Genomic DNA, 20148 nt, shown 5'->3' with positions numbered 1-20148 from the left:
ACGGGGCGGAAGGTCACGTCTCGGCGTCCGCGGCCGGCAGAAATCCCCGTGCCCGACGCCGGTCCCTCGCCTAGCGTGGTCGGCATGCCTTCCAGCCCGGTCACGAGCACGACCGCCCCGCCGCTCACTCCGATCGCCCAGCGTGCCGCGGCGCCGGCGACCCTCCCGCCCGTGAGCGCAGGCGGTCTCACGTGGCGGCCCGCCGTCGCGGCCGACGCGCCCGCCCTGCTGACGCTGAAGAACGAGATCGCCGCGACCGACGCCGAGCCGTACCGCGAGACGCTCGCCGAGGTCGAGGAGATGTTCACCGCGCCGTGGCGCGCTTTCGAGACGGACTCGCTCGTCGGGGTCGATACCGACGGCACGCTGCGTGCCTACGCTCTCGTCGACACGCACCCCGGGGACACGAGCACGGTGCGCGTGTACCTCTGGGGCGGCGTCCACGCGTCGCACCGGGGCCGCGGCGTCGGGCGCGAGGTGCTCGCCTGGACGGTCGCGCGAGCGCGCCAGGTGCTCGCGGCCAGCGGCAAGGAGATCCCGGCCCGGCTCGCGCTCTACGGCGAGGACACCGACCCGCCGTCGAAGGCCCGGCTCTACGAGCGGTTCGGCTTCGAGGCCCGCCGCTACTACTCCGACCTGCGCCGCGACCTCGCCGCACCCGTGCCCGACGCACCGCTCGACGGGTCGCTGCGCGTCGTGCCCTGGTCCGAGGAGCTCGACGAGGCGACGCGCCTCGCGCACAACGACGCGTTCCGCGACCACTGGGGCAGCGAGCCGCGCACGCCCGAGGCCTGGACGCACGGCCGCAGCGAGTTCGCGCCGCAGTGGTCGTTCCTCGTGGTCGACGACGCCCCCGACGTCGACGCGCTCCTCGCCGACCCGCACACGGACCCGGAGACCGCGGCGACGCTGCGGGCCGGCGGGCCGCTCGTCGTCGGCTACGAGATGGCCGGGCGCTACGACGAGGACTTTCCGGTCCGCGGCTACACGTTCGGCTACACCGAGCTCCTGGGGGTGCGGCGCGCGTACCGCGGCAGGAAGGTCGCCGTCGCGGCGCTCGCGGCGGCCATGCGGGCGATGGCGGCGGACGGGATGCAGTACGCGAGCCTCGACGTCGACACCGAGAACCCGTCCGGCGCCCACGGGCTGTACGCGAGCCTCGGCTACGAGAAGGTCAGCGGCTCGCGGATGTACTCGATCGAGCTCTGACGCCTGTCCCGCGAGATCGACCCGTACGCCGCGAGATCGACCTTCGGAGGGTCGATCTGGTGCCGTACGGGTCGATCTCGCCGCGGCGGGTCAGAGCGAGGGGGCGTCGAGCGCGTTGCAGTCCTGGATCGTGCCGCCGTTGTAGCCGATGGTGAACCAGCGCTGCCGCTGCTCGCTCGAGCCGTGGGTCCACGCCTCGGGGTTGACCTGACCGGTCGCGGACTCCTGGATGCGGTCGTCGCCGACGGCGGACGCGGCGGAGAGCGCGTCGCGGAGCTGCTGCTCGGTGACGGGCTCGAGGAACGTCACCCCGGTGTCCGGGTCCGGGGTCGACGACGCGTGGCCGGCCCACATCCCCGCGAGGCAGTCGGCCATGAGCTCGATCCGCACCGAGTCGGACTCCGGTCCGGTCCCGCTGCGGTCGGCCGCCTCCATCGCGCCGATCTGCTGCTCGATGTGGTGCCCGAACTCGTGCGCGACGACGTACATGCGCGCGAGGCCGCCGTCGTTCGCGCCGAAGCGCGACGTGAGGTCGTCGTAGAAGCCCACGTCGATGTACACCGTGCGGTCGCTCGGGCAGTAGAACGGCCCGACGGCGCTCGTCGCGGCACCGCACCCTGTCGACACCTGGCCGGTGAAGCTCACGACCTCGGGAAGCTCGTACTGGACGCCGGACTGTGCGGGCAGGGTCTCGTCCCAGTACGCGTCGAGCGCCTGCGCGGTGGCGCTGAGCTCGCACTCGAGGTCGGTGTTGGCCTGCTCGGCGGTGCAGTCGCCGACGGCCTGCGCCTGGCCCTCGCCGAGCGCGTCCGACCCGCCGCCGTCCTCGCCGGTCAGACCGCTGAGGTCGATGCCCGTCTGGCCGCTGAGGAACGCGACGGCGAGCGCGACGAGCACGGCACCGATCCCGCCGCCGGCGATCAGCGGTCCGCGACCGCGGCCGCCGCCCTTGCGCACACGGCCGCCCTCGAACGAGCCACCCTCCTGGAACGTCACGAGCACAAGGTACCGCCGGGCCGGTCAGCAGGCCCCCGGACGGGCGGTCCGGTGGACCGGACGGCAGGCCCGTAGAATCGACGAGGCCCACCGCGGGCCGGTCCCCCTGCGAGGGCTTGCGATGGCCTTGCGACGGCCCAGCGACGACCCTGTGTCGCCCGAGGCCGAGGCGACCGGCCGCCGTCGGGCACCACGAACCACCCGAGAGGACCCTCCCGTGATCACCGCCCACGGCGTCGAGCTGCGTGTCGGCGCCCGTGTCCTGCTGCACGAGGCCACGTTCCAGATCGCCGCCGGCGACCGGATCGGCCTCGTCGGGCGCAACGGCGCCGGCAAGACGACCCTGACCAAGACGCTCGCGGGGGAGACCCAGCCGACGGCGGGGAAGATCACGCGCGGCGGCGACATCGGCTACCTCCCGCAGGACCCGCGCACTGGCGACCTCGACGTCCTCGCGCTCGACCGCGTGCTGTCGGCCCGCAACCTCGACTCGATCGTCCGCCAGATGCGCGAGACCGAGGGCGCGATGGCGAGCGCCGACGTCGAGACGCACGAGGCCGCGATGGAGCGCTACCCCCGGCTCGAGGCGCGCTTCCAGGCCGCGGGCGGGTACGCGGCCGAGAGCGAGGCGCACCGGATCACGAGCAACCTCGGCCTCGACGACCGCGTGCTCGGCCAGCCGCTCAACACGCTGTCGGGTGGCCAGCGCCGTCGCGTCGAGCTCGCGCGCATCCTGTTCTCCGGCGTCGAGACGCTGCTCCTCGACGAGCCGACGAACCACCTCGACGCCGACTCGATCATCTGGCTGCGCGACTACCTCAAGGGGTACTCCGGCGGCTTCGTGGTGATCTCGCACGACACGGAGCTGCTGCGCGCGACGGTCAACAAGGTGTTCCACCTGGACGCCAACCGTGGCGAGCTCGACCAGTACAACCTCGGCTGGGACGCCTACCTCGCGCAGCGCGAGTCGGACGAGCGCCGTCGTCGCCGGGAGCGGCAGAACGCCGAGAAGAAGGCCGGTGTCCTGCAGGCTCAGGGCGAGAAGATGCGCGCCAAGGCGAGCAAGGCCGTCGCGGCGCAGAACATGATGCGGCGCGCGGAGAAGCTGCTGGCCGGTATCGAGGGCGAGCGTCAGTCCGACAAGGTCGCCAAGCTGCGGTTCCCGAAGCCGGCCCCGTGCGGGCGCACGCCGCTCACCGCGTCGGGGCTGTCCAAGGCGTACGGGTCGCAGGAGGTCTTCACGGGCGTCGACCTGGCGATCGACCGGGGGAGCCGCGTCGTCGTGCTCGGGCTCAACGGCGCCGGCAAGACGACGCTCCTGCGGATCCTCGGCGGCGTCGAGAAGCCGGACACGGGGGAGGTGCACCCCGGGCACGGCCTGAAGATCGGCTACTACGCCCAGGAGCACGACACGCTCGACATGGACGTGACGGTCGTGGAGAACCTGCGCCACGCCGCGCCGGACCTCACGGACACCGAGGTCCGCTCGACGCTCGGCTCGTTCCTCTTCTCCGGGGACGACGCGGACAAGCCGACCAACGTGCTGTCCGGCGGCGAGAAGACGCGCCTCGCGCTGGCGACGCTCGTCGTGTCGTCGGCCAACGTCCTGCTGCTCGACGAGCCCACCAACAACCTCGACCCCGCGTCGCGCGCGGAGATCCTCGGGGCGCTCAAGACGTACGAGGGCGCGGTGGTCATGGTCACCCACGACGACGGCGCGGTCGAGGCCCTCGAGCCCGAGCGCGTGCTGCTGCTGCCCGACGGCGACGAGGACCTCTGGAACGACGGCTACGCGGAGCTGGTCTCGCTCGCCTGACGCGCGGCGTCGAGCTGGGCGTCGACGAGCGCGTCCTCCTCGTCCTCCGCGGTGGGGCGCCGGGTGCGGGCGTCGCGCCGGGCGCGCGCCGCGCCCGGGTCGTCGGCGGCGAGAAGGTCGCCCGCGGTCAGCGTGGTGTCCTCGCCGCGTGCGTCGCGCCGGTCCCGGCGTACGAGCAGCCAGAACCCGATGACCGCGCCGAGCGCGAAGACGGCCCACTGGAACGCGTAGGACAGGTGGGACCCGGGGTCGGTGTCGGGCTTCGGCAAGGTCTCGAGCGGCACGGCGGGCGCCGGGTCCTCCGACCGGAGCTGCCCGTACGCACCGACCGTCCGCCCGTCGGCCCATGCGGCGCCGTCGGGCCCGGCGGCGAGCACCTGGTCGGTGGAGATGGCCTGCACCTGTCCGTCGGGCGCGTCCCGGCCCGACGACGGCTCGTCGCCCCGCAGGGTGACGGTCGCCTCGACGTCTCCCTCCGGCGGGGCGGGCAGGTCGCCGGGGGTCACGGCGTCCGTGCCGAGCGGCACGAAGCCGCGGTCCACGACGACCACGAGCCCGTCGGGCGCGCCGGGGGCCGGTTCGGTGACGAACGGCACGAGGACGTGGAAGCCCGGGCTGCCGCCGACGGGGCGGTTGCGCAGGAGGACGGTCGCGTCGGCCTCGTACCGACCCTCGAGGACCACCGGCCGCCACACGTCGGCGTCGTCGAGGGACGCGCCGGGCGCCGGCAGGAGGTCGGCCACGGGAACCGGGTCGGAGACGTAGTTCGCCTCGATCTGCTGGATCTCCGCGTCGCGCGCGACGTACCGGTTCCACTGCCAGCGCCCCGCCAGGAGGCACAGCGCGACGAGCACGACGACGCCGACGGCGAGCGTCACCCACTGCCGCGGCGTGCGCGGCTGGTGGGCGTCGGCGGTGGCGCGCTGCGTCGTCGGGCCCGGGGCTGCGGAAGGCGCGCCCGGACCGGTCGGTGCAGCCGTCACGGTGCCGGCCGGCGGTCGAGGTCGTCGACGGGCACGGTCGAGCGCCAGAACGAGCGCGCACCGAGGAACGTCTCGAGGTGCTCGCGGTGGGCGTCGCACGCGAGCCAGACCTTGCGCCGCTCGGGCGTGTGGATCTTGGGGTTGTTCCACAGCAGGCCCCACGCGGCAGCCTCGCGGCAGCCCTTCGCGCTGCACACCAGCTCGTCGTCGCCGACCGGGTCGGCGAGCCCCAGCACGTCGGTCATCGCGGGTCTCCCGACGTCGGTCCGGGCCCGAGGCCGTGACCGCCCGGCACGTCGCCGGGCGGCAGGGCACGGTGCTCCATCGGGGAGGTGTCGTAGTGCACCTGGTCGCGGCCCGCGTTCGCACCGAGAACCGCCACGTACGGCAGCACGACGGCCGCGACCGCGAGGATCAGGGTGAGCCACGGCAACGTGTTCCACACGGCGACCGCCGCGACGAAGCACACGACGCGGATGCCCATCTGGACGAGGTACCGGCGCGTGCGACGCGCCTGGTCCTCGGCCAACGGCTGGGGCGCGGCCGTGATGCTCTGGACGGGCTCGGAGGACCGACCGCCCGCACGTCGTGTGCTCACCCGACCAGTCTACGTTTGTGCGGACCCCACAAAGCGCGCGGCGGCGACGTATGACGGTCCGCGCGCGCACCTCGTCGAGCTCACGGGGTAGGTTCGGTGCGGTGCCGAGCGCCTGCCGACGCGGGCGCGCACCTCCCCACCGCCGCCACCGAGGAGACCCACGTGTCCGACGTCACCAACTCCGCCCCGCGCACCGTCGTCGTCACCGGCGCCGCACGCGGGATCGGCCGGGCCATCGCCGAGCGGTTCGTAGCCGACGGCGACCGGGTCGCCACCGTGTACCGCGGCGGGGACCTGCCCGAGGGTGTCTTCGGCGCGGTCGCCGACATCACCGACACGGCTGCGGTCGACGCCGCGTTCACGGAGATCGAGAACGAGCTCGGGCCGGTCGAGGTGCTCGTCGCCAACGCCGGCGTGACGCGCGACCAGCTCCTGCTGCGCATGACCGACGAGGACTTCGAGTCCGTCGTCGACGTGAACCTCACCGGGACGTTCCGCTGCGTGCGGCGTGTGACGAAGGGCATGATCCGGCAGCGCCGCGGGCGCATCGTCCTCGTGTCGTCCGTCATCGGCCTGTACGGCGGCGCCGGCCAGGTCAACTACGCGTCGTCGAAGTCCGCGCTCGTCGGCATGGCGCGCTCGATCACGCGCGAGCTCGGGTCGCGCGGCATCACGGCGAACGTCGTCGCGCCGGGCTTCATCGACACCGCGATGACCGCCGAGCTGCCCGAGGAGCGCCAGGCCGCCTACAAGGCGGCGATCCCGGCCGGCCGGTTCGCGCAGCCGGAGGAGGTCGCGGGCGTCGTCCGGTTCCTCGCGTCCGACGACGCCGCATACGTCTCGGGGGCCGTGATCCCCGTGGACGGCGGCCTCGGCATGGGCCACTGACCCCTCGCCGGTCCACACCTCCGGGCGTCCCACGCCGCCCGGAACCTGCTCTCTTTCAGTACGCTCGCCCCAGCGCGCCCTCTCACCGGGCGCTCGACGGAAGGAAACCGATGGGTCTGCTCGACGGCAAGAAGCTCCTGGTGACGGGGGTCCTCACCGACTCCTCGATCGCGTTCCACGCGGCGCGGCTCGCCCAGGAGGAGGGAGCGCAGGTGGTGCTCTCCTCGTTCGGCCGCCAGATGAAGCTCACGCAGGCGTTCGCCAAGCGTCTGCCCGCGGAGGCCCCCGTCGTCCAGCTCGACGTCACCGACCAGTCGGACCTCGACGGCCTCGCGGACGCGGTCCGCGAGCACGTGGACGTGCTCGACGGCGTCGTGCACTCGATCGGCTTCGCGCCGCAGTCCGTCATGGGCGGCAACTTCCTCTCCGCCTCCTGGGAGGACGTCGCGACCGCTCTGCAGGTCTCCACGTTCTCCTACAAGTCGCTCGCGACGGCCGCCAAGCCGCTCATGACCAACGGCGGGGCGCTCGTGGGGCTGACGTTCGACGCGCAGTTCGCCTGGCCCGTCTACGACTGGATGGGCGTCGCGAAGGCCGGCCTGGAGTCCGCCAACCGCTACCTCGCTCGCGACCTCGGCCCCGACGGCATCCGCGCGAACCTCGTGTCCGCCGGGCCGATCCGGACGACGGCCGCCAAGTCGATCCCCGGTTTCGCGACCATGGAGGACGCCTGGCCGACGCGTGCCCCGCTCGGCTGGGACCAGACGACCGCCGAGCCGGCCGCGCGCGCCGTCGTCGCCCTCCTCTCCGACTGGTTCCCGGCGACGACCGGTGAGATCGTGCACGTCGACGGCGGCGTGCACGCCATGGGTCAGTGAGGCAGGTGGCGCAGGTGGGCGACGAGACCGGCGGCGCGCGGCGCCTCGTGCTCCTGCGCCACGCCAAGGCGGAGCGGGCGGGGGCCGTCGACGACGTCCTGCGGCCCCTCCGGCTCGACGGCCGGCGCCAGGCCGGACGGGTCGGGGCCGCGCTGCGGGACAGCGGCCTCGTGCCCGACCGGGTCCTGTGCTCGTCGGCGCTGCGCACGCGCCAGACGTGGGACCTCCTCGCGGCGCACCTGGGCGACGTCGAGCCGGACGTGACGGTCACCGACACGCTGTATGCGGCGGACGTCGCGGACGTCGTCGAACTCCTTGCGCAGACCGACCCGCGCGTGCGCACGCTGCTCGTCGTGGGCCACGAGCCGACGATGGCCGCCACGGCGACGCACCTCGCGGACCCCGCGTCGGACGGCGGGGCGCTCGCCCAGGTGCGCGTCGGGGTGCCGACCGCGACGTACAGCGTCCTCGAGTCCGACGCCGCGTGGCAGGACTGGGGACCGCGCGGGGCGCTCCTCACCTACGTGGGACGACCCACGGCCTGAACGTCGCAGCGGCCGGTACCGGGGTCCCCGGTGCCGGCCGCTGCCGTTCCGCGGGCGTCGCTCGCGGAGCGCCCGCGAAGATCCTCAGCGGCGCCCGGCCGCCGCGTCCGCACGGTCGACGACGTCCAGCACGGCGTCGAGCCGGGGCCCGTCCACGCTGAAGGGTGCCTGCTCGCGCACGACGGGCTTGGCCGCGAACGCGATCCCGACACCGGCCGCCGCGATCATGTCGAGGTCGTTCGCGCCGTCGCCGACGGCGATCGTGTCCTCGACCGGGACGCCTATGCGCGCCGCGAGGTCGAGCAGCGTCGCCGCCTTCGCCGCCCGGTCGATGACGGGCCCGACCGTGCGGCCCGTCAGGTGGCCGTCGGCGACCTCGAGGCGGTTCGCGCGGAACAGCGTGATGCCCAGCTCCGCGGCGAGATGGGCCACGATCTCCTCGAACCCGCCGGACACGAGCCCGACCTCCCAGCCGCGCCGGCGCGCCTCGGTGACGAGCTCCGCGGCGCCCGGCGTGAAGGTGGCGCGTCCGCGCACGTCCGCGAACGCCTCGACGGGGACGCCCGCGAGCGTCGCGACACGCTCGCGCAGCGACGCGGCGAAGTCGATCTCGCCGCGCATGGCGCGCTCGGTGACCGCCGCGACCTGCTCCCGCGTCCCTGCGTGGTCGGCGAGGAGCTCGATGACCTCCTGCTCGATGAGCGTCGAGTCGACGTCCATCACGAGCAGCCGGGCGGGGCGGGTGGTCGTCACGGCGCGTGGGTCCTGGTCCGGGTGCTGGGCGAGTGCGGGGGAGGCCGTCACTCGACGACCGTGCCCTTCGGGACCACGGTGATGCCGGACTCCGTGACCGTGAAGCCGCGCGCGCGGTCCTGCTCCGGGTCGAGCCCGATGCGTGCCTGCTCCTGCACGACGACGTTCTTGTCGATGATGGCGCGGTGGACCTGCGCGTGCCGGTGCACCTGGACGCCGTCCATGAGCACAGAGTCCGAGACCGACGACCACGAGTGCAGGTAGGTCCCGGGCGACAGGACCGAGCCGACCGCCGTCGCGCCCGAGATGATGACGCCGGGGGAGACGAGCGAGTCGGCCGCGTGCCCGAGTCGGCCCCGCCCGGCGTGCACGAACTTCGCGGGGGGAAGACCCACGTAGCCCGTGTGCAGCGGCCACTCCTCGTTGTAGAGGTTGAACACGGGCGTCACCGCGATGAGGTCCTTGTTCGCGTCGTAGTACGAGTCGATCGTCCCGACGTCGCGCCAGTAGTCGCGGTCGCGGTCGGTCGAGCCGGGGACGTCGTTGCGGATGAAGTCGTAGACCGCCGCCGTGCCCTTCTCGACGAACGCCGGGACGATGTCCCCGCCCATGTCGTGGCGCGAACCGGCGTTCGCGGCGTCGGACGTCACCGCCTCGACGAGCGCGTCGGTGTCGATCACGTAGTTGCCCATGGACGCGAGGATCTCCTGGGGGGAGTCCGGCAGCCCGACCGGGTCCGTCGGCTTCTCCCGGAAGGCGGCGATCTTCGTCGGGTCCTTCGCGTCCGTCTCGATGACGCCGAACTGGTCGGCCATGCCGATCGGCTGGCGGATGCCCGCGACGGTGAGCTGTGCGCCCGACTCGACGTGCGCGTCGACCATCTGGGAGAAGTCCATGCGGTAGACGTGGTCGGCGCCGACCACGACCACGATGTCGGGGCGCTCGTCGTCGATGATGTTGAGGCACTGGTAGATCGCGTCCGCGCTGCCGAGGTACCAGTGCTTGCCGACGCGCTGCTGCGCGGGCACCGGGGCGACGTAGTTGCCCAGCAGGGCCGACATGCGCCACGTCTTCGTGATGTGCCGGTCCAGGCTGTGCGACTTGTACTGCGTGAGCACGACGATGTGCAGGTAGTGGGAGTTCACGAGGTTCGACAGGGCGAAGTCCACCAGCCGGTAGATGCCGCCGAACGGCACGGCCGGCTTGGCCCGGGACTCCGTGAGGGGCATGAGGCGCTTGCCCTCGCCCCCGGCGAGGACGATGGCGAGAACTCGGGGTGCGGCGGCCATGCCCAGACCGTAGTCCCTCGGGACGGGGCCTCGCAGCCGGGGGCCGGATCCTGGTCCCGACCCGACCGTGGGCGTCCCGTGGCGGGTGTGTCGTCGTGCACTAGCGTGTGGCGCGTGAGAGTCGACCTGCTGACACGCGAGTACCCGCCGCACGTGTACGGGGGCGCCGGCGTGCACGTCGCCGAGCTGTCCGCCGTCCTGCGCCGCCACGTCGACGTGCGCGTGCGCTGCTTCGACGGACCCCGCGCCGAGGACGGGGTCACGGGCTACTCGGTGCCGGGCTCGTTGTCCGCGGCCAACGCGGCGCTCGGCACGTTCGGCGTGGACCTCGCGATGGCCGGCGACGTCGCGGGTGCCGACCTCGTGCACTCGCACACCTGGTACGCCAACCTCGGGGGCCACCTGGCAGGTCTGCTGCACGGCGTGCCGCACGTGCTGTCCGCGCACTCGCTCGAACCCCTGCGTCCGTGGAAGGCCGAGCAGCTCGGCGGCGGCTACGCGCTGTCGTCGTGGGCGGAGCGCACGGCCTACGAGGGGGCCGCCGGCGTGATCGCCGTCTCCGCCGGCATGCGGGACGACATCCTGCGGGTGTACCCCCAGGTCGACCCGGCGAAGGTCCACGTCGTGCACAACGGCATCGACCTCGACGGCTGGCGCCGGCCCGAGAGCGATGCCGACCGCGTGGTCGCGGACCGGGTCGTGCGGGACCTCGGCATCGACCCGGACCGGCCCGCCGTCGTGTTCGTCGGCCGGATCACGCGGCAGAAGGGCCTGCCCTACCTGCTGCGCGCCGCACGCGCCCTGCCCCCCGAGGTCCAGCTCGTGCTCTGCGCGGGCGCCCCCGACACGCCTGAGATCGCCGCCGAGGTCAGCGGCGCCGTCGAGGTGCTCCAGGCCGAGCGCACGGGCGTCGTGTGGATCGAGCAGATGCTGCCGCGCGCCGAGCTCGTCGCCGTCCTCGCCGCGTCGACGGTGTTCGTCTGCCCGTCCGTCTACGAGCCGCTCGGCATCGTCAACCTCGAGGCGATGGCCGTCGGGCTGCCCGTCGTCGGGACCGCGACCGGCGGCATCCCCGAGGTCGTCGACGACGGCGTGACGGGCCTCCTCGTCCCGATCGACCAGTCGGACGACGGCACGGGCACCCCTCTCGACCCCGACCGGTTCGTCGCCGACCTCGCCGACGCCCTCACGCAGCTCGCCACCGACCCGGCGCGCGCCACCGAGATGGGGCACGCGGCGCGCACGCGCGTCGAGGAGCACTTCGCGTGGGACGCGATCGGAGAGCGCACCCTCGACGTCTACCGGACGGTCCTGGGACAGTCCTGACGCACGCGGGGTTCGCCGCGGGTGGTGCGAGCGCCGTGGTCGGGTCGGGTGGCCGGGGCGGCTGACGTGCTCGGGCTGCCGCGCCGTGGTCGGGTCGGGGGCCGGGGCGGCTGACGTGCTCGGGCTGCCGCGCCGTGGTCGGGTCGGGGGCCGGGGCGGCTGACGTGCTCGGGCTGCCGCGCCGTGGTCGGGTCGGGGGCCGGGGCGGCTGACGTGCTCGGGCTGCCGCGCCGTGGTCGGGTCGGGTGGCCGGGGCGGCTGACGTGCTCGGGCTGCCGCGCCGTCACCACGGTCCGTCGGCTCGCCTCTGAGGAGCGCGGCTCTGACGCCCTTCGCACATCACCCGCCCCGGCCGCCGTCGTCTCGCCTCGGGTGCCCCTCGCCTCACGACGTCCGACCCGGTCGCGATCGTCGGCCGGACGGCGCGGTGCGGAGTGGTGACGGGCAGGACGAGCGGTGGGGTCGGACCGTGTGCGAAGGGCGTAGAAGCGCGCGCGGGAACGTGACCTTGCCGGCCGAGGTGACGGCGCGCCAGCCCGAGCGCACGGTGCGACGCCACCGCGGAGGTGACGCACGACCGGACGCGACGGGCTCAGGCGCGAGGGCGGCCGGGCGCGTCGTCGCTGACCCAGAGAGTCGCGGCCCCGATCGCGCGGCGGGACGCGCGGTCGACCTCGCGGAGCGCCGTGGAGCGTTGGTCGGCCTGCCACAGGTTGACCGCACCGCCGTCGTCGGCCGCCGCGAGGTCGACGATCGCGCGCAGGCGCACGGCCTGCTCGAGCACCCGGACCGCGCGGCCGTCCAGGCTGGCCGGCAGCTGCCAGGAGGGGGCGCCCCCGGAGCGCAGGCCCGCGATGGCGTCGGCCGCGTCCTCCCGCCAGCGTGCGACGTCGAGGGCGTCGAGGGCCTGCGTCGCGACGAGGAGGGCCGTCCGGAGCTCGTGCTCGGCCTCGCCCAGGGTCCCGGTGGCGCCGAGCACCCGGGTCGTCCAGGGCGCCACGGCCGTCACGTGCCACGTGACCAGGTGGCCGGGTTCGAGGTCGCTGCCGAACTCGGTGACCTCGGGGGCGAGCGCCCACGACCCCGCGGAGGTCGTGACCAGCACGCACTCGCCGACGTCGGTGGCCGTGGCGGCGACCTCGGGCGGGACGCCCGTCACGTCCCCCGGGACCGGGGCGAGCGCGACGACGGCGCTCGCGCCGCCCGACCACGCGCCGAGCAGGTCGGCGAGCCGGACGTCGCCCAGCGCACCGGAGGCGACGTGCGGCTCGTCGTCCCGCTCGACCGCGCGCACGGCGCGCGCGAGGGCTTCGTCGTCGGCGGGAGCACGGTGCGCGGCCCGCAGCCACAGCGCGAGCAGCGCGCTGCGGGGCAGCGCACCGGGCGCGGACGCCGAGGCCGCCCCGGGCGTGCTGGACGAATGGGAATCCACGTCGGCCAACCTATAGGGTCGGTGACCATGAGCGCGGTTCTCGACCTGCAGGGCGTCACCGTCCGACGTGGCACCACAACCATCCTCGACGCGGTGGACTGGCAGGTGAACGAGGGCGAGCGCTGGGTGATCCTGGGCCGCAACGGCGCCGGCAAGACGACCATGCTGCAGATCGCCTCGGCACGCATGCACCCCACGTCGGGGTCCGCGGAGGTCCTGGGCGAGCGCCTGGGCCGCGTGGACGTGTTCGAGCTGCGCCCCCGCATCGGGCTCGCCTCGGCGGCTCTCGCCGAGCGCATCCCGGGCGACGAGACGGTGCGCGACGTCGTGCTCACCGCCGCGTACGGCGTGACGGGGCGGTGGCGCGAGAGCTACGAGGACTTCGACACCGAGCGCGCGGACGACCTGCTGCGCGCGTTCGGGGTGGACGGCCTCGCGGACCGTACGTTCGGCACGCTGTCGGAGGGCGAGCGCAAGCGGACGCAGATCGCCCGCGCGCTCATGACGGACCCCGAGATCCTCCTGCTCGACGAGCCCGCCGCCGGACTGGACCTCGGCGGGCGCGAGGAGCTCGTCGCCGCGCTGTCGGAGCTCGCGGGCGACCCGGCGTCGCCGGTCCTCGTGCTCGTCACGCACCACGTCGAGGAGATCCCGCCGGGCTTCACGCACCTCATGCTGCTGCGCGACGGAAGGGTCCACCGGGCCGGGCCGATCGGCGAGGTCCTCACGGCCGAGAACCTCAGCGAGGCCTTCGGGCTCCCGCTGCTCGTGGCGCACGGCGGCGGGCGCTGGATGGCGCGCGCGGCCCGCCCCTGACCTGGTCGGACGGTGGTGGGGGCACGCGACTCGTGCCTGCCCGACGAGGCGTGCATCCAGCCCGATAGTTCGGTAAAGTACTCGTAAAGACCGCACGGACGATCGGGGGTCGAGATGGACTGGCTGTGGTGGGTCGGAGGCGCGCTCGTCTTCGCCCTGATCGAGATCATCTCGCTCGACCTGGTGCTCATCATGTTCGCCGGGGGCGCGCTCGCCGCGGCCGGCGTGAACGCGGCGGGCGGGCCGCTGTGGCTCCAGATCCTCACGTTCGCCGTCGTGAGCGTGATCCTCCTCCTGACGCTGCGGCCGTGGCTCCTGCGTGGACTGCGGGACCGCGTGCCCCTCGCCGAGACGAACGTCGCCGCGCACGTCGGGCGGGCCGCGCTCGCCGTCGACCAGGTCACCGAGGTCGGCGGCCGGGTCAAGCTCGTCGGCGAGGTGTGGACCGCGCGCACGGAGCCCGACGCCCCACCGATCCCCGCGGGCGCCGACGTGCGCGTCCTGCGCATCGACGGCGCGACCGCCGTCGTCGCCCCGCTGCCGGCGGAGCACCCCCGGGGCGCCTGACCAGACCGAGACGTCCCACGGCACACCGCCCAGCCCGGCCGGGCTGGGGAGACGACCAGGAGGCAGCCGATGACCGACCCCAGCCCCGGAACGATCCTCGCGTACATCGTCCTCGCGCTCGTCCTGATCTTCGTGATCGTCGCGCTCGTCAAGGCGGTGCGCATCGTCCCGCAGGCCGTGGCGCTCATCGTCGAGCGGCTGGGGCGATACTCCCGCACCCTCGAACCGGGCCTGCACCTGCTCGTCCCGTTCGTCGACAGGGTCCGCGCGTCCGTCGACCTGCGCGAGCAGGTCGTCTCGTTCCCGCCGCAGCCGGTCATCACGTCGGACAACCTCGTGGTGAGCATCGACACCGTCATCTACTTCCAGGTGACCGACCCGAAGTCCGCGGTGTACGAGATCGCGAACTACATCACGGCGATCGAGCAGCTCACCGTCACCACGCTGCGCAACGTCATCGGCTCGATGGACCTCGAGCAGACGCTCACCAGCCGTGACCAGATCAACGGGCAGCTGCGTGGAGTGCTGGACGACGCCACCGGGCGGTGGGGCATCCGCGTGAACCGCGTCGAGCTGAAGTCGATCGACCCGCCGGCGAGCGTCCAGGGCTCGATGGAGCAGCAGATGCGTGCGGAGCGTGACCGCCGCGCCGCGATCCTCACCGCCGAGGGCTTCAAGCAGTCCCAGATCCTCACGGCCGAGGGTGAGAAGCAGGCCGCGATCCTGCGCGCCGAGGGCGACGCACAGGCGAAGATCCTCACGGCCGAGGGCGAGGCGCGCGCGATCCTCCAGGTGTTCGACGCGATCCACGAGGGGGACGCCGACCCCAAGCTCCTCGCGTACCAGTACCTGCAGATGCTGCCGCAGATCGCCAACGGCACCGCGAGCAAGCTGTGGGTCGTGCCGACCGAGTTCACGGCGGCGCTCGGCTCGATCGCCAAGGGCTTCGGCGGCGTGCCCGGTATCGACGGCGGGGGAGTGCCGGGCCCGACGCCCGCGGAGGACGCGGAGGCCGCCGAGGCGAGCGCCGAGGCCCGGCGCGAGCGCGACCGCGACCGGGTCCGGTTCGGGACGCCGTCGCTCACCGACCCGGCGGAGGCGCTCGCCGAGGCGCGACGCCAGGCGGAGGCCGCGACGGCCGACGCCACGAGCTCCGGCACGCGGTCCGGGCTGCCGTTCGACCCGTCGACGGAACGCGGTCAGCATCCTGGCGGCCAGCACCGCGCGACGCCGCCCGAGCCGGGGGCCGCGGCTCCTCGGCCTCTCGGTGGAGCCGCGCCGTACGCGCCGCCGCCCCCACCGCCCGTGACCGAGGACGAGCCGCCGACGGACGAGCCGCCTTTCGGCCAGCCGCCGTCGTTCGAGCCGGGGCGTTGAGCCCGGCGAAAATCTGTTGCAAGTGAGTGCTCACTCACTTACTGTGGTCCTGTGATCGACTCCTCCCGCGCCGCTGCGCGTCCCGAGCGTGCGGCGCGGATGTCGCGCGACGACCGTCGGGACGCCATCGCGGCGGCGACGGTGCCGCTCCTCGTCGAGCACGGCGCCGCGGTCACGACGCGACAGATCGCCGAGGCCGCCGGCGTCGCGGAGGGCACGCTCTTCCGGGCGTTCGCCGACAAGGACGAGCTCCTGCGCGCCGCGGTGGTCCGCTCGCTCGACCCGCAGCCGCTCGTCGACGCGATCCTCGCGCTCCCTGGTGACGACCTCCCCGCGCTCGTCCGGGAGCTCGCCGGACTGCTCGCCGAGGCCCAGCGGGCGGGCATGCGCGTCTTCGCGGCCGCCCACCAGGTCCTCGGTGGGCGCTTCGGTCCGGGCGGCGGCCCACCGGGCGGGGAGTCGCGGACGGCTGGCGCCGGTGCGCACCCCCCGCACCCCGGCCTCGACGCGCGCCAGCGCTCCGCGGCTGCCCTGGGAGCCGCGATCGAGGAACGGCTGCAGCCGCACAGGGACGAGCTGCGGGTTCCCGTGAGCGTCGCGGCGGTGGTCGTCTCGTCGTTCGTGCTCGCCCCCGCCGTCGCGCACCTCGCGGGCGGGAGCCGCCTCGACGCCGACCAGGTCGCCGACCTCCTCCTGCACGGGATCGCTGAGCCCACCGGCACCGACCCGTCGCCCTGACACCGCCGCACACGTCCGGCCCGAGCCCCGTCCGCGCGGTGCGCCGCGCAGCACCTCGACCCCGAACCCGTCCCAGCGACAGGACCTCCCATGCTCCTCAGACTCCTGCGGGCCTACCTGCGCCCGTACACCACCCCGATCGTGGTCATCCTGGTCCTCCAGCTCGTCCAGACCATGGCGACCCTGTACCTCCCGAGCCTCAACGCCGACATCATCGACCAGGGCGTGACCCAGGGCGACACCGCCTACATCGTGCGGACCGGCGGCGTCATGCTCGCCGTCAGCCTCGGTCAGGTCGTGTGCGCGATCGTCGCCGTGTACTACGGCGCCCGGGTCGCGATGGCCCTCGGCCGCGACGTCCGCGCGGGCCTCTTCACGAACGTCCAGCGCTTCTCGGCCCAGGAGATGGGGCGCTTCGGCGCGCCGTCGCTCATCACGCGCACGACCAACGACGTCCAGCAGGTGCAGATGGTCGTGCTGCTGTCCTTCACCATCATGGTGATGGCGCCGATCATGCTCGTGGGCGGCGTCATCATGGCGCTCCAGGAGAACGTTGAGCTGTCGGCGCTCCTCCTCGTGATCGTGCCCGTGCTCGGCGTGAGCGTCGGCCTGATCGTCGCCCGCATGGTGCCGTACTTCCGGCAGATGCAGACGCGCATCGACGCGATCAACGCCGTGCTGCGCGAGCAGATCACGGGTATCCGCGTGATCCGCGCCTTCGTGCGCGAGCGCCACGAGGAGCAGCGGTTCGGGGAGGCCAACGAGGCGCTGTTCGACACGTCCCTGCGGGCCGGCAAGCTCATGGCCCTGATGTTCCCGACCGTCATGCTCGTCATGAACGCGTCGAGCGTCGCGGTGCTGTGGTTCGGCGGGCGGCAGATCGACGCGGGCGCGATGGAGGTCGGGGCCCTGACGGCCTTCCTGTCCTATCTCATGTACATCCTCATGGCCGTGATGATGTCGACGATGATGTTCGTCATGGTGCCGCGGGCCGCCGTCTCGGCCGAGCGCATCACCGAGGTGCTCGACGCGCAGGCCTCCGTGGTCGAGCCCGAGCGGCCGGTCGCGCTCGGCGACCGCACCGGGAGGGTCGAGCTCTCCAACGTCGAGTTCCGCTACCCGGGTGCGGAGGAGCCGGTCCTGCACGACGTCTCGTTCGTCGCCGAGCCGGGACGCACGACGGCGATCATCGGCTCGACGGGAGCGGGTAAGACCACGCTCCTCAACCTCGTCCCGCGGTTGTTCGACGTCACCGGCGGGTCCGTGCGGATCGACGGCACGGACGTGCGCGACCTCAGCGGTGCCGACCTCGGCTCGCTCCTCGGGCTGGTGCCGCAGAAGGCCTACCTGTTCTCGGGGACCGTCGCGGACAACCTGCGCTACGGCAGGCCCGAGGCGACCGACGACGAGCTCTGGGCGGCGCTCGAGGTCGCCCAGGCGCGAGACTTCGTCGAGTCGCTCGACCAGGGGCTCGCGTCCCCGGTCGCGCAGGGCGGGGCGAACTTCTCGGGCGGTCAGCGCCAGCGCCTCGCGATCGCTCGCGCCGTGGTGCGCGACCCGGCCGTCTACCTGTTCGACGACTCGTTCTCGGCGCTCGACTACGCGACGGACGCCCGGCTGCGCGCCGCGCTCGCGCCGCGGACCCGGCGGTCGACCGTCATCGTCGTCGCCCAGCGCGTCGCCACCATCCGCGGCGCCGACCAGATCCTCGTGCTCGACCACGGCCGCATCGTCGGGCGCGGCACGCACAGCGAGCTCCTCGAGTCCAACGAGACGTACCAGGAGATCGTCTACTCCCAGCTCTCCATGGAGGAAGCAGCATGAGCCGCGACGAGACGGCCCGGGGCGCGGACGAGGCGCTCGCGCAGAGCACCGACGAGGGTGACGGCACCACGACCAGCGGCGGGCGCGACGTCGCCTCCACCCGGCTCCGGGGTCGTCCCACCGGGGGCGGCCCGGGACCGATGGGCGGCATGGGGATGCCGGGCGAGAAGGCCATGAACTTCCGCGGCACGCTGCGCCGGTTCGCGGGAGCGCTGCGCCCCGAGCGCGTGCCCGTCGTGGCGGTGGTGCTCCTCGGCATCGTCTCGGTCGCGCTCGCCGTCGCCGGGCCGAAGCTGCTCGGCAACGCGACGAACGTCATCTTCGCGGGCGTCGTCGGCGCGCAGCTGCCGTCGGGCATCACGCAGGCACAGGCGGTGCAGGGGCTGCGGGACCAGGGCCAGGACCAGGTCGCCGACCTCGTCTCCGGCATGGTCGGCCTCGTGCCCGGCCAGGGGATCGACTTCACGGCGCTCGCGACCGTGCTCGCCTGGGTGCTCGCCGTCTACGTGGGCTCGTTCCTCTTCGGCTGGCTCCAGGGCCGCATCACGGCGATCGTGGTGCAGCGCACCGTGCTCCGCCTGCGCAGCGACGTGCAGACCAAGCTCGGCCGCCTGCCGCTGGCGTACTTCGACCGCAACCCGCGCGGCGAGATCCTCTCGCGCGTGACGAACGACATCGACAACATCTCGCAGACCCTCACCCAGACGCTGTCCCAGCTCGTCACGTCGATCCTCACGGTGATCGGCGTGCTCGCGATGATGTTCTGGATCTCGCCGCTGCTCGCGGTCATCGCCCTCGTCACCGTCCCGCTGTCGGTGCTCGTCACGGCGCAGATCGCGAAGCGCTCGCAGCCGCAGTTCATCGAGCAGTGGGCGGCGACCGGCCGCCTGAACGCGCACATCGAGGAGATGTACACGGGCCACACGCTCGTCAAGGTCTACGGCCACCAGCAGGCGGCGATCGAGGACTTCGACCGCGAGAACGACGCGCTGTACCGGTCGAGCTTCAAGGCGCAGTTCATCTCCGGCACCATCCAGCCGGCGATGGGGTTCATCGCGAACCTCAACTACGTCGTCGTGGCAGTCGTGGGTGGTCTGCGGGTCGCGTCGGGCACGATGACGCTCGGCGACGTCCAGGCGTTCATCCAGTACTCGCGCCAGTTCACGCAGCCCATCACGCAGATCGCGTCGATGATGAACCTGCTCCAGTCGGGTGTCGCGTCGGCCGAGCGCGTCTACGACCTGCTCGACGCCGAGGAGCAGTCTCCCGACCCGTCGCCCTCCGCGACGGTGGAGCCCGTGCGGGGACGCGTCGCGTTCGAGGACGTGTCGTTCTCCTACGACCCGGACGCGCCGCTCATCGAGCACCTCGACCTGGTGGTCGAGCCGGGGCAGACGATCGCGATCGTCGGCCCGACGGGCGCCGGCAAGACGACGCTCGTCAACCTGCTCATGCGCTTCTACGACGTCGACTCCGGGCGGATCACGCTCGACGGCGTCGACACGCGCGACATGACGCGTGACGACCTGCGCTCCGACATCGGCATGGTGCTGCAGGACACGTGGCTGTTCAAGGGCACGATCGAGGACAACCTGCGCTACGGCGTGCGGGACGGCGTGCACGTCGATGACGAGGCGTTCCTCGCGGCGACGCGCGCCACGTCGGTCGACCCGTTCGTGCGGACCCTGCCCGACGGGTACGCGACCGTGATCGACGACGAGGGCAGCAGCGTCTCGGCGGGGGAGAAGCAGCTCCTCACGATCGCGCGCGCGTTCCTTGCCGACCCGGCGATCCTCGTGCTCGACGAGGCGACGAGCTCGGTCGACACCCGCACCGAGGTGCTCGTCCAGGAGGCGATGAACGCCCTGCGCGCGGGGCGCACGTCGTTCGTCATCGCGCACCGGCTGTCGACCATCCGCGACGCCGACACGATCCTCGTCATGGAGCGCGGCGCGATCGTCGAGCAGGGGTCGCACGACGAGCTCCTCGCCGCGGGCGGTGCGTACTCGCGCCTCTACGAGAGCCAGTTCGCGGCCCCGCTCGGCGCCGACGCGGGCGACCAGGACGATGCGGCCGCGGTGGCGGCGGGCCCTCCCGCGGGGTGATCTCCGAA

At 73.3% G+C, this 20148-nt stretch carries 19 protein-coding genes; 12 read left to right on the top strand and 7 right to left on the bottom strand.

The features are described 5' to 3' along the window. The first annotated feature begins 84 nt into the window (after positions 1 to 84). Entirely contained in the window at positions 85 to 1209 is a 1125-nt protein-coding gene (locus V5D56_RS15455) for an N-acetyltransferase family protein (RefSeq protein ID WP_435736177.1), read from the top strand. A 90-nt stretch (positions 1210 to 1299) separates the two neighbouring features. Here V5D56_RS15455 and ypfJ read toward each other — a convergent pair whose 3' ends face one another. Further along, positions 1300 to 2205, bottom strand: a complete 906-nt coding sequence (ypfJ, locus tag V5D56_RS15450) for a KPN_02809 family neutral zinc metallopeptidase (RefSeq protein WP_435736176.1) — start codon at positions 2203 to 2205, stop codon at positions 1300 to 1302. Between the two features lie 217 nt (positions 2206 to 2422). Between ypfJ and V5D56_RS15445 the strand changes: the two genes are divergently transcribed. Beyond that, the gene (locus tag V5D56_RS15445) at positions 2423 to 4021 is read left to right on the top strand and encodes an ABC-F family ATP-binding cassette domain-containing protein (protein WP_435736175.1); all 1599 of its coding nucleotides are present in this window, start codon (positions 2423 to 2425) and stop codon (positions 4019 to 4021) included. Here V5D56_RS15445 and V5D56_RS15440 read toward each other — a convergent pair. The 3 genes from V5D56_RS15440 to V5D56_RS15430 are packed head-to-tail and all read right to left on the bottom strand — an operon-like array spanning position 3994 to position 5602. Beyond that, positions 3994 to 5004 carry an SURF1 family cytochrome oxidase biogenesis protein gene (locus V5D56_RS15440; protein ID WP_435736174.1) on the bottom strand — a complete coding sequence of 337 codons (1011 nt, stop codon included), beginning with the start codon at positions 5002 to 5004 and terminating at the stop codon, positions 3994 to 3996. The genes V5D56_RS15445 and V5D56_RS15440 overlap by 28 nt on opposite strands. Continuing rightward, entirely contained in the window at positions 5001 to 5249 is a 249-nt protein-coding gene (locus tag V5D56_RS15435; RefSeq protein ID WP_435736173.1) for a hypothetical protein, read from the bottom strand. The genes V5D56_RS15440 and V5D56_RS15435 overlap by 4 nt, the downstream gene beginning before the upstream one ends. Further along, on the bottom strand, positions 5246 to 5602 hold the full coding sequence (locus V5D56_RS15430; protein ID WP_435736172.1) for a DUF3099 domain-containing protein: 357 nt from the start codon (positions 5600 to 5602) through the stop codon (positions 5246 to 5248). Before V5D56_RS15430 ends, V5D56_RS15435 begins: the two co-directional genes overlap by 4 nt. Positions 5603 to 5764: 162 nt before the next feature. On the opposite strand from V5D56_RS15430, the gene V5D56_RS15425 reads away from it, so the two are divergent. The 3 genes from V5D56_RS15425 (at position 5765) to V5D56_RS15415 (ending at position 7913) form a co-directional block, all read left to right on the top strand. Continuing rightward, positions 5765 to 6490, top strand: coding sequence for a beta-ketoacyl-ACP reductase (locus V5D56_RS15425; protein WP_435736171.1), 726 nt, complete (start codon positions 5765 to 5767; stop codon positions 6488 to 6490). 110 nt (positions 6491 to 6600) lie between these two features. Beyond that, the gene (fabI, locus tag V5D56_RS15420; RefSeq protein WP_435736170.1) at positions 6601 to 7368 is read left to right on the top strand and encodes an enoyl-ACP reductase FabI; all 768 of its coding nucleotides are present in this window, start codon (positions 6601 to 6603) and stop codon (positions 7366 to 7368) included. Between the two features lie 14 nt (positions 7369 to 7382). After that, positions 7383 to 7913 carry a SixA phosphatase family protein gene (locus V5D56_RS15415; RefSeq protein WP_435736169.1) on the top strand — a complete coding sequence of 177 codons (531 nt, stop codon included), beginning with the start codon at positions 7383 to 7385 and terminating at the stop codon, positions 7911 to 7913. Positions 7914 to 7997: 84 nt separating this feature from the next. On the opposite strand, the gene serB is transcribed toward V5D56_RS15415, so the two are convergent. After that, positions 7998 to 8666, bottom strand: a complete 669-nt coding sequence (gene serB, locus V5D56_RS15410; RefSeq protein WP_435736168.1) for a phosphoserine phosphatase SerB — start codon at positions 8664 to 8666, stop codon at positions 7998 to 8000. Positions 8667 to 8713: 47 nt separating this feature from the next. After that, complete coding sequence (gene glgC / locus V5D56_RS15405) at positions 8714 to 9955, bottom strand: glucose-1-phosphate adenylyltransferase (RefSeq protein ID WP_435736167.1); 1242 nt, start codon at positions 9953 to 9955, stop codon at positions 8714 to 8716. A 114-nt stretch (positions 9956 to 10069) separates the two neighbouring features. Between glgC and glgA the strand changes: the two genes are divergently transcribed. Then, positions 10070 to 11281, top strand: a complete 1212-nt coding sequence (glgA, locus tag V5D56_RS15400) for a glycogen synthase (RefSeq protein ID WP_435736166.1) — start codon at positions 10070 to 10072, stop codon at positions 11279 to 11281. 592 nt (positions 11282 to 11873) lie between these two features. Here the strand turns inward: glgA and V5D56_RS15395 are convergent. Further along, complete coding sequence (locus tag V5D56_RS15395) at positions 11874 to 12713, bottom strand: hypothetical protein (RefSeq protein WP_435736165.1); 840 nt, start codon at positions 12711 to 12713, stop codon at positions 11874 to 11876. 27 nt (positions 12714 to 12740) lie between these two features. On the opposite strand from V5D56_RS15395, the gene V5D56_RS15390 reads away from it, so the two are divergent. From V5D56_RS15390 to V5D56_RS15365, 6 genes are all read left to right on the top strand, one after another. Next, complete coding sequence (locus tag V5D56_RS15390; RefSeq protein WP_435736164.1) at positions 12741 to 13529, top strand: ABC transporter ATP-binding protein; 789 nt, start codon at positions 12741 to 12743, stop codon at positions 13527 to 13529. 114 nt (positions 13530 to 13643) lie between these two features. Then, positions 13644 to 14096 carry an NfeD family protein gene (locus V5D56_RS15385; RefSeq protein ID WP_435736163.1) on the top strand — a complete coding sequence of 151 codons (453 nt, stop codon included), beginning with the start codon at positions 13644 to 13646 and terminating at the stop codon, positions 14094 to 14096. Positions 14097 to 14165: 69 nt separating this feature from the next. Continuing rightward, positions 14166 to 15473, top strand: coding sequence for an SPFH domain-containing protein (locus V5D56_RS15380; RefSeq protein WP_435736162.1), 1308 nt, complete (start codon positions 14166 to 14168; stop codon positions 15471 to 15473). Between the two features lie 51 nt (positions 15474 to 15524). Next, on the top strand, positions 15525 to 16211 hold the full coding sequence (locus tag V5D56_RS15375; protein ID WP_435736161.1) for a TetR/AcrR family transcriptional regulator: 687 nt from the start codon (positions 15525 to 15527) through the stop codon (positions 16209 to 16211). Between the two features lie 90 nt (positions 16212 to 16301). Further along, positions 16302 to 18035: an ABC transporter ATP-binding protein gene (locus V5D56_RS15370; protein ID WP_435736160.1), complete on the top strand. Its 1734-nt coding sequence runs from the start codon at positions 16302 to 16304 to the stop codon at positions 18033 to 18035. Further along, positions 18032 to 20140 carry an ABC transporter ATP-binding protein gene (locus V5D56_RS15365; RefSeq protein WP_435736159.1) on the top strand — a complete coding sequence of 703 codons (2109 nt, stop codon included), beginning with the start codon at positions 18032 to 18034 and terminating at the stop codon, positions 20138 to 20140. Before V5D56_RS15370 ends, V5D56_RS15365 begins: the two co-directional genes overlap by 4 nt. Positions 20141 to 20148 lie beyond the last annotated feature (8 nt).

It is taken from the genome of Cellulosimicrobium sp. PMB13 (genome assembly GCF_051294865.1).
GTDB lineage: Bacteria > Actinomycetota > Actinomycetes > Actinomycetales > Cellulomonadaceae > Cellulosimicrobium.
The sequence above is the reverse complement of the archived record's forward strand: the minus strand, read 5'-3'. Positions and strand labels throughout refer to the sequence as shown.

What these genes read in the sequence shown, in the direction of transcription:
- fabI (WP_435736170.1), top strand. Translation starts at nt 6,601, where the DNA reads ATGGGTCTGCTCGACGGCAAGAAGCTCCTGGTGACGGGGGTCCTCACC.
- V5D56_RS15390 (WP_435736164.1), top strand. Translation starts at nt 12,741, where the DNA reads ATGAGCGCGGTTCTCGACCTGCAGGGCGTCACCGTCCGACGTGGCACC.
- V5D56_RS15380 (WP_435736162.1), top strand. Translation starts at nt 14,166, where the DNA reads ATGACCGACCCCAGCCCCGGAACGATCCTCGCGTACATCGTCCTCGCG.
- glgC (WP_435736167.1), bottom strand. Translation starts at nt 9,955, where the DNA reads ATGGCCGCCGCACCCCGAGTTCTCGCCATCGTCCTCGCCGGGGGCGAG.
- V5D56_RS15385 (WP_435736163.1), top strand. Translation starts at nt 13,644, where the DNA reads ATGGACTGGCTGTGGTGGGTCGGAGGCGCGCTCGTCTTCGCCCTGATC.
- V5D56_RS15370 (WP_435736160.1), top strand. Translation starts at nt 16,302, where the DNA reads ATGCTCCTCAGACTCCTGCGGGCCTACCTGCGCCCGTACACCACCCCG.
- V5D56_RS15435 (WP_435736173.1), bottom strand. Translation starts at nt 5,249, where the DNA reads ATGACCGACGTGCTGGGGCTCGCCGACCCGGTCGGCGACGACGAGCTG.
- V5D56_RS15455 (WP_435736177.1), top strand. Translation starts at nt 85, where the DNA reads ATGCCTTCCAGCCCGGTCACGAGCACGACCGCCCCGCCGCTCACTCCG.
- V5D56_RS15365 (WP_435736159.1), top strand. Translation starts at nt 18,032, where the DNA reads ATGAGCCGCGACGAGACGGCCCGGGGCGCGGACGAGGCGCTCGCGCAG.